This is a genomic window from Microbacterium sp. NPDC090225 (genome assembly GCF_044772365.1).
GTDB lineage: Bacteria > Actinomycetota > Actinomycetes > Actinomycetales > Microbacteriaceae > Microbacterium.
This window is the reverse complement of the sequence record NZ_JBIVYS010000001.1, coordinates 61,433-76,605: the sequence shown is the minus strand read 5'-3', so window position 1 is coordinate 76,605 and position 15,173 is coordinate 61,433. Positions and strand designations below refer to the sequence as shown.

Below are 15,173 nucleotides of genomic sequence, written 5' to 3'. Positions count from 1 at the left end.
GCTACGCCCCGTCGGTCCGGCTCAGCGCCTCCAGCACCTGCGGGATCATCTGGTAGACGTTTCCGCAGCCGAGGGTCACCACGACGTCGCCGTCGCGCGCGACCGTCGCGGTGTAGTCCGAGGCCTGCTGCCAATCGGCGACGAAGTGCACGTGCGAGGGATCACGGAACGCGCCGCTCACGAGCTCGCCGGTGACTCCGGGAACCGGATCCTCCCGCGCGCCGTAGACATCGAGCATCACCGTGTGGTCGGCGTACGTCTCGAGGACGTCAGCGAACTCCTGGTACATGTGCTGGGTGCGCGAGTATGTGTGGGGCTGCTGGATCGCGATCAGCCGACCGGAGCCGGCGATGCCGCGCATCGCCTCGAGCGCCGCCCTGACCTCCGTCGGGTGATGCGCATAGTCGTCGTAGACGCTCACGCCCCGTGCAATGCCGTGCAGCTCCAGTCGCCGAACGGTACCGGCGAACCCTTCCACCGCACGGACGGCGTCCACGAGCGGGTAGCCGAGCGCACCGAGAACGGCCACTGCTCCGGCCGCATTGATCGCGTTGTGCACTCCCGGAACGGCGAGCTGCATGCGCACGCTCTCACCGTCGCGCGTGAGTGTGGCGGCGACCGCGCCGGCGGTCTCGATCTCGGTCACACGCAGGTCGGCATCCTCGGCCTGGCCGAAGGTGATCACCCGGGGGTGCGAGAGGTCCGCACCCACGCGAAGCGCTCCCGCGTCGTCACTGGAGATCACGACCGCCTCGGACGCGGCATCCGCGAACCGGACGAACGCGTCGTGGAACGCCTCCTCCGAGCCGAAGTGATCGAGGTGGTCGGGGTCGACGTTCGTGATCAGCGCGACCGCCGTGTCGTAGAGCAGGAACGTGCCGTCGGACTCGTCCGCCTCGATCACGAAGAGGTCGTCCGATCCCGTCGCGCTCGACGTACCGAGCTGTTCGATCACTCCGCCGTTGACGAAGTGCGGGTCAGCCCCGAGATCGCGCAGCGCCGTGACGATCATCCCCGTGGAACTCGTCTTGCCGTGAGCTCCGGCGACCGAGACCAGACGACGTTCGCCGATCAGCCAGTGCAGCGCCTGAGAGCGATGGATGACGTGGAGACCTCGCTCCTTCGCGGTGACGAACTCCGGGTTCGCGGGCCAGATCGCACCGGTGTGCACGACGGTGTCGGCATCGCCGAGGTGGGCGGCGTCGTGCCCGACATGCACCGTCGCGCCGGCGGCCGCCAGGGCGCGGAGATTGTCGCTGTCGGCCCGGTCCGATCCCGAGACGCGGATACCCGCGTCGAGGAACATCCGAGCGAGGCCGCTCATGCCCGAACCGCCGATGCCGATGAAGTGCGCGGCGGTGATCGAATCGGGAATCGGCAGGGAGAGGTCAGGTCTGATCATGTCGTGCTCAGTCTACTTCCGGGCGCTCAGCGAGCGATCGACGAGGGCGATGACATTCTCGGTCCCGCTGCGCGTTCCCGCTTTCTCGGCGGCATCGGCCATCTGCGCCAGGCGCGCACGATTCCCCAACAGGGGAACGACCTCTCGGCGCACGGCGTCACCGTCGAACGTCGCATCGTCGAGCAGCCGGGCTGCGCCCGCGGCGACGGCGGATGCCGCGTTCAGACGCTGCTCGCCGTTGCCGACGGAGTACGGGACGTACAGCGCGGGGATGCCCAGCGCACTGATCTCGCTGACCGTCGCAGCACCGGAGCGCGAGACGATGAGATCGGCGAGGGCGAAGGCGAGGTCCATTCGATCGACGTAGCGCCGCATCGCGTAACCGGGAACCTCCGGGTCGGCGAGGTCGCTGCGCTCCCCGGTGACGTGCAACAGCTGCCAACCGGCCGCGAGCACGTCGCCCCAGGAGCCCGCGAGCGCCTCGTTGAGGCGCTGGGCCCCGAGAGAGCCACCGAACACGAGCAGCACGGGCGCATCGGGTTCGAGGCCGAAGTGCCGCGCGGCCTCCGCACGGGTCGCGGAGCGGTCGAGGTCGATGATCTCGCGGCGCAGAGGCATGCCGACGGCCTCGCTCCGGCGCAGCGGCGTGCCCTCGAAGGCGACGCCGACTGCGGCGGCACCGCGCGCACCGAGCACGTTCGCGAGTCCCGGCTTGGCATTCGCCTCGTGCACCACGAACGGGATGCCCTCACGGCGCGCGGCCACGTAGGCCGGAGCCGAGGCGTACCCGCCGAAGCCGACGACGACGTCGACGGCGTGGGTGCGGATGTGCCGGCGCACCTGCGCGATCGCGCGGCGGAAGCGCTGCGGGAACCCCAGCGCCTGACGGTTCGGGCGGCGCGGGAACGGCACCTTGTCGACGATGAGCAGCTCGTAGCCGCGTTCGGGCACCAGACGCGCCTCGAGTCCCTCGGCCGTTCCGAGAACGAGGACGGTGGCGTCGGCGTCGCGCGCGACCAGTCCATCGGCGACGGCGAGCAGGGGGTTCACATGGCCGGCGGTACCACCGCCGGCGAGAAGGTACGAGGTCACTCCGAGACCCTACCCCGCCGTGCTGCGCGTGCTCCGCGAGCGCCGGTCCGCGCTGCGGCCTCCTGCTTCTCGCCGCTCGGAAGCGTGCGGGCGAAGGCGAGGAGCACGCCGCACGCCAGGAGCACCGCCAGGAGGGCCGTACCACCCTGAGACATGAACGGGAGCGGAACACCCATCACCGGGAACAGCCCGACGACGACGCCGACGTTGAGGACGGCCTGGCCGGCGATCCAGACCGTGATCCCGCCCGCCGCGACGCGGATGAACGGGTCGTCGGTCTTGCGGATGACATGGAACGCACCGACCGTGAAGAACGTGAAGAGGGCGAGCACGACGATGCATCCGATCAGGCCGAGCTCCTCCCCCACGATCGCGAAGATGAAGTCGTTGCCCGGAGCCGGGAGCCACCCGTACTTCTCCTGCGAGTTGCCGAGGCCGAGTCCGAAGATGCCGCCGTTGGCCATCCCCCAGATGCCGTGGATCGACTGGTAGCAGTCCGTGTTGTAGAGGGCCATGTCATCGCAGTTCGCGGTGATGCGCCGCATGCGGTCGGTGCTCGAGAGCGCGTAGGCGAGCACCGCGGCGACGCCCAGGATCACCGGAATGATGAACAGTCGCAGCTTCACCCCGGAGAAGAACAGGCAACCCAGGAGGATGAGCACCAGCACCATCGCGGTGCCGAGGTCCTTACCCGCGAGCACCGTGCCGATCGCGAGCGCACCGACCGGCACCACCGGGATGAAGACGTGGTGCCAGGTGCCGAGCATCGCGTGCTTGCGCAGCAGCACATAGGCGATCCAGAGCGACAGTGCGAGCTTGAGGAACTCGGACGGCTGCATCTGGAACCCGGCGATCTGGATCCAGTTGCGGTTTCCACCGTCGGCGACACCGAGCGGGGTGAAGACCAGGAGCTGGAGCGCGACGGCTCCGAACAGAGCCGGCCAGGCGAGCTTCTTGAGGAAGCGCACAGGGAGCCTGCTGATCAGGAACATGAGCGGGATGCCGAGGATTGCGAAGATCCCCTGGCGCAGTGCGCCGCTCATCGGGTTGGAACCGTTCGCCACGGCGGTGGCACTCGTCGCCGAGAGCACCATGACGAGCCCGAAGAGGGTGAGGAGCAGAGCGGTCGAGGCGATCAACAGGAACTCGGTCGACACCGGCGTGAACCGGCGCCCGAGCGAGACCCGAGCGGCGAGACCGCCCGACTCAGAACGCGGAGGGCGAGCCACCTGCGTCATCGGCACTCCCCCGGTCGATCCACGTGCGCACCGCCTCGGCGAAGCGATGGCCACGATCCGCATAACTGGCGAACTGGTCGAAGGATGCCGCCGCCGGGGCCAGCAGAACCGTGCCCTCGCCGTCGACGATCCCCGCCGCGATCTCCACGACTCGGTTCATGACATCTCCAGTGTCGCCAGCAACCACCTCGAACACCGGCACCGTCGGCGCGTGTCGTTCGAATGCTGCGACGACGGAGGCGCGCTCGACCCCGATCACGACCGCGGCGCGTGCTGTCCCGCCCGAACTCGCGACGAGGTCGGCGATGTCGACGCCCTTCAGGTCTCCCCCTACGACCCACACCGAACCGGGGTAGGCACGCAGCGAGGAGGCCGCGGCGTGCGGGTTCGTCGCCTTCGAGTCGTCGATCCAGGTGATGCCCGCATGCGTGGCGATGATCTGGATGCGGTGGGCGTCGAGCCGGAACGAGTCGAGCGCCGTGTGGATCGCCTCGGGTTCGACGCCGAGCGATCGCGCGAGCGCGCTGGCGGCGAGGATGTTCTGCACGATGTGCGGAGCCGCGAGGCCGACCTGCTGCAGATCGGCGACCGTGGTGATCTCGAGTGCGCTGCGGGCGCGATCGTCGAGGAAGGCCCGATCGACGAGCAGCCCCTCGACGACTCCGAGGTCGCTGGGGCCGGGAGTCCCGAGGTCGAAACCGATCGCCCGTGCCCCGTCGACGACCTCCGCCTCTTCGACCATGCGACGGGTGGCCTCGTCGGCCTTGTTGTAGACGCATGCGACGCGAGTGTTGCGATAGACCAGGGCCTTCGCGTCACGGTAGGCCTCGGCGCTGCCGTGCCACACGAGGTGATCGTCGGCGAGGTTCAGGCAGACGGCGGCGTACGGGAACAGCTCGCCCTCCGGCCGCGACAGCCCGAGGTACCAGAGCTGATGGCTCGACAGTTCGACCACGAAGACGTCGAATCCGGCGGGGTCGCGCACGGCATCGAGCACCGGCACACCGATGTTTCCGCAGGGCGCGGCGCGCAGCCCCCCTTCGACGAGCAGCGCCGCCGTGAGCTGGGTCGTGGTCGTCTTGCCGTTGGTCCCCGTGATGAGCACCCAGTCGGCCGGCGTACCGTCGGCGCGGACGACCTTGTCACGCACACGCCACGCGAGTTCGATGTCGCCCCACAGGGCGATTCCGGCATTCTGCGTCCACCGGATGATCGGATGCGAGGGCGCGAAGCCGGGCGACGCGATGACGACCTCGGGCTCGAAATCCGTGAGGGTCGCGGGCACCGCCGCGAGCGATCCGATCTCGAGGCGTGCGCCGATCACGGGGACCAGGCGCTCGTACTCCTCGTCGGCGGACTCGCTGAGCACGAGGACGTCGGCGCCGAGTTCGGTGAGAGTGTCGGCGGCGGAGAACCCGGTCATCGACAGTCCGAGGACGGCGACCCGCAGGCCCTTCCAGTCGGCGTTCCAGCTGGTGAGGGTGCGCAGACGCTCGTCAACCGACACGGGTGAGCCATTCGACGTAGAAGAGTCCGACGGCCGAGACCGCGAGGAGGCCCGCGATGATCCATAGCCGGACGACGATGGTCACCTCTGCCCAGCCGCGCATCTCGAGGTGGTGATGGAAGGGGCTCATGAGGAACAGCCGCTTGCCGCGGGTGATCTTGAAGTAGCCGCGCTGCAGGATGACCGACCCCGACGAGAGAACGAAGACACCGGCGATGACGAGCAGGAGCAGCTCGGTGCGAGTGAGGATCGCGAGGGCCGTGATGACGCCGCCGATCGCCATGGATCCCACGTCGCCCATGAAGACCTTGGCCTTCGGGGCGTTCCACCAGAGGAAACCGATCAGACCCGCAGCGAACGATGCCGCGATGATGGCGAGGTTGAACGGATCGCGCACCTCGTAGCAGCCGCCGAGCGCCCCCATGTCGACCCCCTCGCCGACGCAGGGCTGCTTGAACTGCCAGAAGGCGATGAGGCTGTATGCGCCGACGACGATGACCCCGGCACCGGCGGCGAGACCGTCGAGGCCGTCGGTGAGGTTGACGCTGTTCGAGGTCGCGACGCCGATGATCGAGATCCACACGAGGTAGAGAGCCCATCCGAGAACGACGCCGAACGCGAAGAGGTTGAGCCAGGTGATGTCCCGGAACAGCGAGATCGACTCGCTGGCCGGGGTCTGGCCGAACTTGTTGGGGAAGTTGAGCGCGACGATTCCGAAGGGGATGATCACCAGCAGCTGGCCGATCACCTTGCGCCACCCCGAGAGCCCGAGGCTGCGCTGGCTGCGCACTTTCATGTAGTCGTCGATGAAGCCGACCGCACCGAACCCGATCATGAGCCAGATGACGAGGAGTGCCGACAGCGCCGGGACTCCACCGCCGACGTACACGCCGGTGAAGTATCCGACGATGGTGCCGATGATGAAGATCACACCGCCCATCGTCGGCGTGCCGCGTTTGGCCTCGTGACTCGGATTCTCGAGCGCTTCCGGGGTGCGGATGACCTGCCCCCAGCCCCACTTGCGGAAGAGCCGCAGGAAGACGGGAGTCAGGAAAAGAGTGAAGGCGAGCGAGATCGCCGCCGCCATGATGAGTGACCTCACGAGAACAATTCTCCCAGACGATCGCCGAGATGCCGGAGGCCCACGGAGTTTGATGACTTGACGAGCACGCGGTCGCCGTCGCGCAGCTCGGTGCGCAGGTATTCGAATGCGGCGTCCTGATCGGGCAGGTGCACGGCTTCGCTGTCCCAAGAGCCCTCGCCCACGGCGGAGAGGTACAGGCGCCGCGCCTCGGGACCGACGACCACGATGCGCCGGATGTTGAGGCGGACGGCGAGCAGGCCGATACGGTCGTGCTCCTCTCCCGCGCTCTCCCCGAGCTCGCTCATGGCACCGAGCACCGCGACGGTGCGTTCGTGGGGCCCGGTGATCTGCGCGAGGGTGCGCAGGGCAGCCGCCATCGAGTCGGGGCTCGCGTTGTACGCGTCGTTGATGATGCGCACGCGATCGTTGCCGAGGGGCTGCATACGCCAGCGCTCCGCGATCTCGACGGTCTCGAGTCGCGCGATCGCATCCTCTGCGGACACGCCGAGGACCTCCGCGGCGGCGATGGCGGCGAGGGCGTTGGTGATGTGGTGCGCGCCGAGCACACGGAGATTCAGAGGAATGCTGCGCCCCTCCGCCTCGATCACGCACCGGGTACCCGAGGCGGACACCTCGATGTCGCGCGCACGCACCTCGGCCGCCGAGCTCTGCCCGAAGCCGACCACGCGCATGGCGCGGGATTCGGCGAGCTCGCGCATCGCCGCGACGCGCGCATCGTCGACGTTCAGCACGGCGGTGCCGGATGCTCGGGCGGCGGCGACGAGCTCGGACTTGGCCTTCGCGGTCTCCTCGATGCCGCCGAAGCCGCCGGCATGCGCCATCCCGACCATCAGCACGACAGCGACGTCCGGTTCGACGAGGCCTGCCAGCTGCGCGATGCTCCCGGGCGCGGCCGCCCCGAACTCGCTGACGAGGAACCGCGTGGACTCCGTCACGCGCAGCATCGTGACGGGGGCGCCCACCTCGTTGTTGAACGACTTGACGGGGGCGACGGTCTCTCCCGCGTCCGACAGGATGCGGGCGAGGAAGTTCTTGGTGGTCGTCTTGCCGTTCGAGCCGGTGATCCCGACGATCTTCAGGTCGCCCTTCTCCCGCACCCGGCGCACGACCTCGCGGGCGAGCGCACCGAGCGCGACGACGGCATCCGCCACCACGATCTGGCTCACCTCGACGTCGACCGCGTGCTCGACGATCGCGAGCGCGGCTCCGGCCTCGACGGCCGACCCGACGAAGCGGTGACCGTCGGTCTCGGCTCCGGGCTTCGCGACGAAGATCGAACGCGGACCCATGGTGCGGGAATCGGTGTCGACGGTGCCGTCGACGACGGTGCCGGCCGTATCGGTTCCGGCGAGGCGCAGCTCACCGCCGATGGCTTCGGCGATCTCAGCGAGCGACAGGGCGATCATGACATCTCCAGGCACGGCTCTCGCCGGCTATTCGAACTTGGGCAGCAACTCGTCCATGGGAGTCGAGGACGGCATCACGCGATAGGTCTTCATCACCTGCGTCATCGCCTTCTGGAAGGCGGATGCGGTTGCCGCGGACGATACAACCTTAGTCGGCTCGTCGAGGGTGACCACGACGACGTACTGCGGGTCGTCGACGGGCGCGAACCCGACCATGCTCGTGAAGTAGACCCCGGCCTTGTACCCGCCGTTGCCGTCGGGAACCTGCGCTGTACCGGTCTTGCTCGTCACTCGATAGCCCGGAACCTGGATGCGATCGGCGTTGCCGCCCTGCACCGCCACGTTCTCGAGCATCCGGGTGAGGTCGGATGCGGTCTGCTCGGTGATGATCTGCTCGTGCTGCGGGTCATCGGCCGCGACCACCGTGCCGTCGGGCTGCGTGCACGACTCCACCAGCGAAAGGTCGATCTTCTCGCCCTTGTTGGCGATCGCCTGGTACGCGCCGGCGACCTGAGCGGCCGTGACCGTGAAGTACTGACCGAACGTCGTCGTGTACAGCGACTGGCTGTCCCAGTCGCTCACGGGGTGCAGGATGCCGGACACCTCGGTGGGGAAGCCGACGGTGTCCTCGCCCACGCCGAAGCGCTGCAGGTAGTCGTAACGGACCTCGGGGCTCACCATGGTTCCGAACTTCGACAGCGCCACGTTGGACGAGTCGATCAGACCGCCGGCGAGCGTGTAGTTGTACGCCGGGTGGGTGAAGGCGTCGTTGATCACGGCGCCGTTCGGGAAGGTCTCCTTCGAGGCGGCGCTGACGGTACTCAGCGGCGTGACGCCCGCCCCCTCCATCACGGCCGCGGCGGTGATGGCCTTGAACGTCGAGCCGGGCTCGAAGTCGCGGTGGAAGATCTGGCTCCCCCACGACGACGGGCTCGCGCCGTCGAGATCGTTGGGGTCGAGTGAGGGCCACTCCGCTGCGGCGCGGATCTTGCCCGTCTTGACCTCGACGACCGTGACGGTGCCGCCCTTCGCGCCTTGGGCCTGCGCCTCCTCGGCGATCATCTGCTGCAGGTACCAGTTGAGGTCGCTGTTGATCGTGAGCTGCACGGTGCCGCCGTTGACGGCATCCGTGATCTTCTCGCTGCCGGGGATGACCACGCCGTCCTTGCCCTGGCGGTAGGTCTTCGCACCGTCGGTGGGCGCGAGGCACGACTGATCCATCTTCTCGATGCCCGCCTGCGCCTCGCCGCTGCCGTTGAGGAAGCCGACGATGTTGCCCGCCACGGCCCCGTTCGGATAGACGCGCGTCTCGCGTGCGGTCTGGTGGAGGTAGGCGAGTTTGAGGTCGCGCAGCTCGATGTGCTGCTCGGTGGTGAAGGACTTCCCCAGTTCGACGTACTGGCTCTTCGGGTTCACGGCCAGAGCATCGGCGACGAGCTTTCGCACCTCGTCGCCGGTCTGTCCGGTGATCGCGGCGATCTTCTCGGACGCCTGGGCCCACGGAAGCTCGGGGTCCTTCTCCTCGAGCTGGGTGATGACGAGCGGGCTGAGCTCCGCGTCGTAGACCAGCACGCTCTCGGCGAGCGGGATCCCGTCGGAGTCGACGATCGTGCCGCGCTGGCCCGTGATCGTGTTGCTGCCCCCGATGTAGCTCTGCGAGTCGGCGACGTGCGCGTCGGCGCTGACGACCTGGATGTCGACGAGCCGCACGACGAAGGCCGCGAGGACGGAGAGGATCACCGCGAGAGCGACGACAGTGCGTCGCCGCGGTCCGCGTGTGGCGCGTGTCGTCATGGGATCTCTCCGTCAGTTCGTGGTCAGTGCGTCGTGGGGCTGGGCAGCCCGTCGGTGATGGCCGGAGGGAGTTCCTGGCCGGAGGTCGGAGCGTCCGCATCCCCGTCAGCTGCCGCATCCTCCGCGGCGGGCGGGGGCGTGATCATCGCGTTGCTCACGGCACCTGCGCCGTTCGGATCGACGGTCGAGGTCCAGTCGGCACCGGCGCCGGTGCCGAACACCGCTCCGTCACTCAGGCGCAGATACGACGGAGAACCGGCGACGACCATTCCGAGCGCTGCGGCGTCCGTCGCCAGCACCTGCGGAGAACTGAGACCGAGGAGCTCCTCCTGGAGGGCGCTCGTCTGGAGATCCAATTCACGCTGCTGCGAGCTGAGGCCGGCGAGCGTGAAGGAGTCCTGCGTGATCGCCAGGGAGAGCGCGATCTGCACCCCACCGATGAGAAGCGCCCCGGCGAACGCGACGAGGGCGTAGGCGAGTTTCGGCTTGCGGCGCGTCGCAGGGGCAGTGACGGGCTGGAGCCGGCGCGGGGGCGCTGCCTTCGGTGCGACCGGCTGGGCCGGGCGACGGACGACGGCGGGGGCGCTCATGCGGTCTCCCGGAGCTTCTCGGCCGCCCGCAGACGCACGGGAATGGCGCGCGGATTGCGGGCGCGTTCTGCCTCGTCGGCGAGTTCGGCGCCCTTGGTGAGCACGCGGAATCGCGGTGCATGCTCGGGCAGCTCCACTGGAAGCCCCTTCGGAGCGGTCGATGCGGATGCCGCAGCGAACGCCTGCTTGACCAGGCGGTCCTCGAGGGACTGGTACGACATGACGACGATGCGCCCACCGACGCCGAGAGCGTCCATCGCCGGCGGGATGGCATCCGCCAGCACCGTGAGTTCGGCGTTGACCTCGATGCGCAGCGCCTGGAACACGCGTTTGGCGGGGTGGCCGGCTCGCTGCGCGGCCGCGGGCGTCGCCGCCTGCAGGATGTCGACGAGTTCGGCCGAGCGCGTGATCGGATTCTTCTGCCGCGCCTCGATGATGAACCGGGCGTAGCGACCGGCGAGCTTCTCCTCGCCGTAACGTTCGAAGATGCGACGGAGGTTGCCCTCGCTGTAGGTCGCGATGACATCGGCGGCCGTGACGCCCTTGGTCTGGTCCATCCGCATGTCGAGCGGCGCGTCCTTGGAGTAGGCGAAGCCGCGGTCGGCCTCGTCGAGCTGCAGCGACGACACTCCCAGGTCGAACAGGATGCCCGAGGCGCCCTGCGCGTGCAGACCGATCTCGTCGTACACCGTGTGGACGAGGGAGATGCGGTCGGCGAAGCGCTCGAGCCGCTGACCGGCGATCCGCAGCGCGTCGGTGTCGCGGTCCAGTCCGATCAGACGGATGTTGCCGAAACGCTCGAGGAAGGCCTCGGCGTGCCCACCCATGCCCAGCGTGGCGTCGACGAGGACGGCTCCGTCGGCCTGGAGGGCGGGAGCCAGCAGCTCGACGCAACGCTCGAGCAGGACAGGGGTGTGGATGTCTCGGAGGTTCATGATCTCTCTCGGGTGACCTTCGGCTCTGATCCCCCTCCGCTTCGCGACCCGGCACCGGGGAAGTGTGTCGGGGCGGGAGCGGCGGGGCATCACAGCCGTGGTCAGAACAGGCCCGGAATCACCTCCTGCTCCAGATCGGCGTAGGTCTCCTCGCCGGCGGCGAGGTAGGCGTTCCAGCTCTCGGCATCCCAGATCTCGGCGTGGGCGCCGACTCCGGTGACGATGAGTTCCTTCTGCAGACCCGCGTACTGGCGCAGGTGCGGCGGGATGGTGATGCGGTTCTGACTGTCGGGCATCTCCGCACTGGCACCGGAGAGGAACAGGCGCATGAAGTCACGTGCCTGCTTGTTCGCGAGCGGAGCCTGGCGGATCCGGTCGTGCATCGCCTCGAACTCGGCCGTGCTGAAGACGTAGAGGCAGCGCTCCTGACCACGGGTGACGACGATGCCGCCACCCAGGTCTTCGCGGAACTTCGCGGGAAGGATGACCCTTCCCTTGTCGTCCAGCTTCGGAGAATGCGTCCCCAACAACATCAGCCATCACCCCCTCTCCGTCCGGCCAACTCGAGGTGCGCCCCACTTTACTCCACTTCCCTCCACATTCCTACGACTATTCCGAGCATTCTCCCACCGAAGTCGAACGCGAGGGCCGATGTCCCGCATGATTCCGCGGTGGAGCAGGGTGGAGGGCGAGTGGAGGAGCGGTGGAGGGATGGGGAGCGCCGAGCCATACTCGGGCACGAAAAAGGCCCGGATGCTCAGAGCATCCGGGCCTTCAGAAGTGAGTGGGGGTCAGTTCCCCTCGTGGCGGCGATCCCATCGATCGTTCATGCGGTCCATGAAGGACGCGGAGTCCTGCCGCTTGGCGGTCGGCTTCTCCGACGGAGCCGCCGCGGGAGTGGAACGGCGCACGGGGGTGACGGCGAGCATGACGCCGGCGAGCATCGCAGCGAATCCGACGACGCCGATGACGATCCCCCAGGCGTCGCCCACGATGACACCGGCGACCAGACCACCGACGCCCGCGAACACCAGGAGAGCCCCGTAGACGAGGTTCCGATAGCTCAGTGCGCGATCGCCCGAAGGCGCGCTCACGACGTCGGCGTCGTTGTGGAGGAGATGGCGTTCCATCTCGTCGAGCAGACGCTGCTCCTGTTCGGAGAGTGGCATTTCGTCCCCCTCGGGTATCGTGCGTCCCATTCTACGCGCGCCCAGCGGTCGGAGGCTAGCCGTTCACCCCCTCATTGCTTTACGTATGCTGGGAGTCGTGCCCTCCCCCGCCCCGATCGTCGAAGCCGTCGCCTCCCGCCTGGAGCAGTTCGTCGAGAGGATGCGCGCCGAGTCGTCCGAGTACGGCCCCGATGCCGTCGCCCTCATCGACGCCGCGGCCGACACACTCGTGGGCGGCAAGCGGTTGCGTGCCCGGTTCTGCCACGCGGGGTGGCAGGCGGTGGCGCGCTCGACCGATCGTCACGCGGTCGAAGACGAGGCCCTCTGGAACGCGTGCGCCGCGCTCGAGATCTTCCAGTCGGCAGCGCTCGTGCACGACGACATCATCGACAATTCGGACACGCGCCGCGGCCGGCCTGCGGCGCACCGCGCCCTGGAGAGCTCCCACCGCTCCGCCGGGTGGAGCGGGGACGCCGAGGCGTTCGGGCGCGCGAGCGCGGTACTGCTCGGAGACCTGCTCGTGGCGTGGAGCGACGACCTCGTCGAGTCCGCGATCGCGGAGCACCCCCATGCAGCCGACGTACGTCGCGAGTACGCCCGTATGCGCAGGGACGTGACGGTCGGGCAGTATCTCGACATCGCCGAGGAGTCGGCCTGGAGAGTCAACGACGACGCGGAGCACGCGCACCGCGCACTCCGCGTGGCCTCGTTGAAGTCGGCCAGGTACAGCATCGAGCAGCCGCTCGTCCTCGGCGCATCCCTCGCCGGAGCGGATGCCTCGCAGCTGGCCGCCCTGCGGAGTTTCGGCCACCCCGTCGGCATGGCCTTCCAGCTGCGCGACGACGTGCTCGGGGTCTTCGGTGACGAATCGGTCACCGGCAAGCCCGCGGGCGACGATCTGCGCGAGGGCAAGCGCACCGTGCTGATCGCCCTCACCCGTGAGGCCCTCGACCGGCCCGCCCGCGGGGTCGTCGACGAGATGCTCGGCGACCCGGAGCTCGAATCTCGACAGGTCGAGTTCCTTCAGGCGACGATCCGAGACAGCGGCGCCCTCGACCGCGTCGAGGCGATGATCGCAGAATACGCCCGCGAGGCAGACCGGGCCCTGGTCGGTGCGCGCCTGGACAATGCCGCCGTCGGCGGTCTTCGCGATCTCGCGCGAGCCGCGACCGTCCGGACGGCCTGAGCGGCCGAGCGGAATCCTCAGGCGAGGGTGCGGGCGATCCGGCGGACCTCGCTCTTGTGACCGGCGAGCAGCGCCGCGATCGGCGATCGTCCCATGGATTCCTCTTCAGCGAGAAGCCAGTCGATCAGCTCGTCGTCGGTGAATCCGGCGTCCTGCAGCACGATGATCGTTCCGCGCAACGAACTGAGCGGATGCCCGTCGACGATGAAGAGCGACGGAACGGCGAACACCCCCGTGCGACGCGAACCGACGAGGTGGTGTTCGTCGATGAGTCGACGCACCTTGCCGAGCGGCTCGTCGAGCACCTCGACGAGATCGGGCAGCGTCAGCCACTCCAGGGCGGGGGTTCCATCAACGTTCTCAGACACTCAGCAACTATCTCATCTCGCAGCAGGACGCGCATGCCGAGATGCCTTCTTTCACATTGATCACTTCTTTCACTCCTGTTGACTTCCGTTTACTTCCGTGTCAGCGTGGCAGGGTTCGAAAAGGGGGCCCCTCGTGACACCGAACACCTCTTCCCGTCGCCAGCGATACGCCACGCTCGGCCTTCCGGCCGCCGTACTGGGTGCACTCGCCGGCGTCCTCGTCTCTGCTCCCGCCGGAGCGGACGTCGCCGCAGACGCCACGTCCACCGCTCGACTCAGCGGTGTTCCGCACCGCATCGCACCGGCGGAAGCCCCACCCACCGACTACGTCGTCGCCCCGGGCGACACCATCTTCGGCATCGCTCAGCGCTTCGGCCTGCGCACGGCCGACGTGCTCGCGTGGAACGGACTCGGCGCACGCTCCGTGATCTTCCCCGGGCAGGACCTGCGGCTCCAGGCGCCTTCGGCTGCGACGAATCCCGTCGCGCCAGCCGCGCCCCCGGCCCCCGCATCGCAGCCCGCTGCGTATACGGTCGCCGCCGGAGACACCCTCTTCGCGATCGCCCAGCGCCACGGCATCCCCCTCGACGCTCTCCTCACCACGAACGGGCTCGACCGGTCCTCGATCATCTACCCCGGCCAGAGCCTCGCCGTCTCCGCATCCGCCCCGGCGGCACCCGCTGCCGCGCCCGCACCGACACCAGCACCGGCCGCCGCGCCCGCCACTTACACGGTCGCCGCCGGAGACACCCTCTTCGCGATCGCCCAGCGCCACGGCATCCCGCTCGACGCTCTCCTCACCACGAACGGGCTCGACCGGTCCTCGATCATCTACCCCGGCCAGGCCCTCGCCGTGAGCGCCGCGGCCCCGGCAGCGGCCCCCGCGCCCGCTGCGGCTCCCACGCCCGTCGAGGCCGCACCCGCGCAGAAGTCCGCCGACCTCTCCCCCGAGCAGGCGGCGAATGCCGCACTGATCATCCGCATCGGACGCGAACTCGGCGTCTCCGATCACGGCATCGCGATCGCGCTGGCGACGGGGATGGTCGAGTCCGACCTGCGCAACCTCGACTGGGGAGACCGCGACTCGCTCGGCATCTTCCAGCAGCGACCGAGCACCGGCTGGGGCACGCCCGAGCAGATCCGGGATGCGGAGCGCAGCACACGCGTGTTCTACGGTGGCCCGAGCGACCCCAACGGCCAGACGACCCGCGGGTTGCTCGACATCCCCGGCTGGGAATCGATGGCGTTCACGGACGCCGCCCAGGCAGTGCAGATCTCGGCCTTCCCCCTCCGCTACGGACAGTGGGAGACGGCGGCCCACCGCTGGCTCGCCCTGTATCAGTGACCGCGCGTTCTGAAATCGGGTTGCCCTCAGGGGTGA

14 protein-coding genes are annotated in these 15,173 nt (G+C 68.7%); 2 read left to right on the top strand and 12 right to left on the bottom strand.

Annotated elements, in window-relative coordinates; genetic code table 11:
- Nucleotide 1: 1 nt before the first annotated feature.
- The 11 genes from murC to ACIQTT_RS00290 form a co-directional block, all read right to left on the bottom strand.
- Nucleotides 2-1,402, bottom strand: a complete 1,401-nt coding sequence (gene murC / locus ACIQTT_RS00340) for a UDP-N-acetylmuramate--L-alanine ligase (RefSeq protein ID WP_402784504.1) — start codon at nucleotides 1,400-1,402, stop codon at nucleotides 2-4.
- 12 nt (nucleotides 1,403-1,414) lie between these two features.
- A complete protein-coding gene (locus tag ACIQTT_RS00335) occupies nucleotides 1,415-2,494 on the bottom strand; it encodes a UDP-N-acetylglucosamine--N-acetylmuramyl-(pentapeptide) pyrophosphoryl-undecaprenol N-acetylglucosamine transferase (protein WP_402784501.1) in 1,080 nt (359 codons plus the stop codon).
- Nucleotides 2,491-3,732, bottom strand: coding sequence for a putative lipid II flippase FtsW (gene ftsW / locus ACIQTT_RS00330; RefSeq protein ID WP_402784498.1), 1,242 nt, complete (start codon nucleotides 3,730-3,732; stop codon nucleotides 2,491-2,493). Before ftsW ends, ACIQTT_RS00335 begins: the two co-directional genes overlap by 4 nt.
- A complete protein-coding gene (gene murD / locus ACIQTT_RS00325; protein ID WP_402784495.1) occupies nucleotides 3,701-5,239 on the bottom strand; it encodes a UDP-N-acetylmuramoyl-L-alanine--D-glutamate ligase in 1,539 nt (512 codons plus the stop codon). The genes ftsW and murD overlap by 32 nt, the downstream gene beginning before the upstream one ends.
- Entirely contained in the window at nucleotides 5,229-6,341 is a 1,113-nt protein-coding gene (gene mraY / locus ACIQTT_RS00320; RefSeq protein WP_402784492.1) for a phospho-N-acetylmuramoyl-pentapeptide-transferase, read from the bottom strand. The genes murD and mraY overlap by 11 nt, the downstream gene beginning before the upstream one ends.
- On the bottom strand, nucleotides 6,338-7,750 hold the full coding sequence (gene murF / locus ACIQTT_RS00315; protein WP_402784489.1) for a UDP-N-acetylmuramoyl-tripeptide--D-alanyl-D-alanine ligase: 1,413 nt from the start codon (nucleotides 7,748-7,750) through the stop codon (nucleotides 6,338-6,340). The genes mraY and murF overlap by 4 nt, the downstream gene beginning before the upstream one ends.
- Nucleotides 7,751-7,777: 27 nt before the next feature.
- Nucleotides 7,778-9,544: a peptidoglycan D,D-transpeptidase FtsI family protein gene (locus ACIQTT_RS00310; RefSeq protein ID WP_402784486.1), complete on the bottom strand. Its 1,767-nt coding sequence runs from the start codon at nucleotides 9,542-9,544 to the stop codon at nucleotides 7,778-7,780.
- 23 nt (nucleotides 9,545-9,567) lie between these two features.
- Nucleotides 9,568-10,134: a hypothetical protein gene (locus ACIQTT_RS00305; protein ID WP_402784483.1), complete on the bottom strand. Its 567-nt coding sequence runs from the start codon at nucleotides 10,132-10,134 to the stop codon at nucleotides 9,568-9,570.
- Nucleotides 10,131-11,069: a 16S rRNA (cytosine(1402)-N(4))-methyltransferase RsmH gene (gene rsmH / locus ACIQTT_RS00300; RefSeq protein WP_402784480.1), complete on the bottom strand. Its 939-nt coding sequence runs from the start codon at nucleotides 11,067-11,069 to the stop codon at nucleotides 10,131-10,133. Before rsmH ends, ACIQTT_RS00305 begins: the two co-directional genes overlap by 4 nt.
- Nucleotides 11,070-11,170: 101 nt before the next feature.
- Entirely contained in the window at nucleotides 11,171-11,602 is a 432-nt protein-coding gene (mraZ, locus tag ACIQTT_RS00295; protein ID WP_402784477.1) for a division/cell wall cluster transcriptional repressor MraZ, read from the bottom strand.
- A gap of 258 nt (nucleotides 11,603-11,860) precedes the next feature.
- Nucleotides 11,861-12,238, bottom strand: coding sequence for a DUF3040 domain-containing protein (locus ACIQTT_RS00290; protein WP_402784474.1), 378 nt, complete (start codon nucleotides 12,236-12,238; stop codon nucleotides 11,861-11,863).
- 97 nt (nucleotides 12,239-12,335) lie between these two features.
- Here ACIQTT_RS00290 and ACIQTT_RS00285 point away from each other — a divergent pair, with 97 nt between their 5' ends.
- A complete protein-coding gene (locus tag ACIQTT_RS00285) occupies nucleotides 12,336-13,424 on the top strand; it encodes a polyprenyl synthetase family protein (RefSeq protein ID WP_402784471.1) in 1,089 nt (362 codons plus the stop codon).
- A 17-nt stretch (nucleotides 13,425-13,441) separates the two neighbouring features.
- On the opposite strand, the gene ACIQTT_RS00280 is transcribed toward ACIQTT_RS00285, so the two are convergent.
- Nucleotides 13,442-13,792, bottom strand: coding sequence for an Rv2175c family DNA-binding protein (locus tag ACIQTT_RS00280; protein ID WP_402784468.1), 351 nt, complete (start codon nucleotides 13,790-13,792; stop codon nucleotides 13,442-13,444).
- A 133-nt stretch (nucleotides 13,793-13,925) separates the two neighbouring features.
- Between ACIQTT_RS00280 and ACIQTT_RS00275 the strand changes: the two genes are divergently transcribed.
- Nucleotides 13,926-15,137: a LysM peptidoglycan-binding domain-containing protein gene (locus ACIQTT_RS00275; RefSeq protein ID WP_402784465.1), complete on the top strand. Its 1,212-nt coding sequence runs from the start codon at nucleotides 13,926-13,928 to the stop codon at nucleotides 15,135-15,137.
- Nucleotides 15,138-15,173: the final 36 nt, after the last annotated feature.

Coding starts and splice junctions, on each gene's coding strand:
- murC (WP_402784504.1), bottom strand. CDS start 1,402: ATGATCAGACCTGACCTCTCCCTGCCGATTCCCGATTCGATCACCGCC.
- ftsW (WP_402784498.1), bottom strand. CDS start 3,732: ATGACGCAGGTGGCTCGCCCTCCGCGTTCTGAGTCGGGCGGTCTCGCC.
- murF (WP_402784489.1), bottom strand. CDS start 7,750: ATGATCGCCCTGTCGCTCGCTGAGATCGCCGAAGCCATCGGCGGTGAG.
- ACIQTT_RS00310 (WP_402784486.1), bottom strand. CDS start 9,544: ATGACGACACGCGCCACACGCGGACCGCGGCGACGCACTGTCGTCGCT.
- ACIQTT_RS00305 (WP_402784483.1), bottom strand. CDS start 10,134: ATGAGCGCCCCCGCCGTCGTCCGTCGCCCGGCCCAGCCGGTCGCACCG.
- rsmH (WP_402784480.1), bottom strand. CDS start 11,069: ATGAACCTCCGAGACATCCACACCCCTGTCCTGCTCGAGCGTTGCGTC.
- mraZ (WP_402784477.1), bottom strand. CDS start 11,602: ATGTTGTTGGGGACGCATTCTCCGAAGCTGGACGACAAGGGAAGGGTC.
- ACIQTT_RS00290 (WP_402784474.1), bottom strand. CDS start 12,238: ATGCCACTCTCCGAACAGGAGCAGCGTCTGCTCGACGAGATGGAACGC.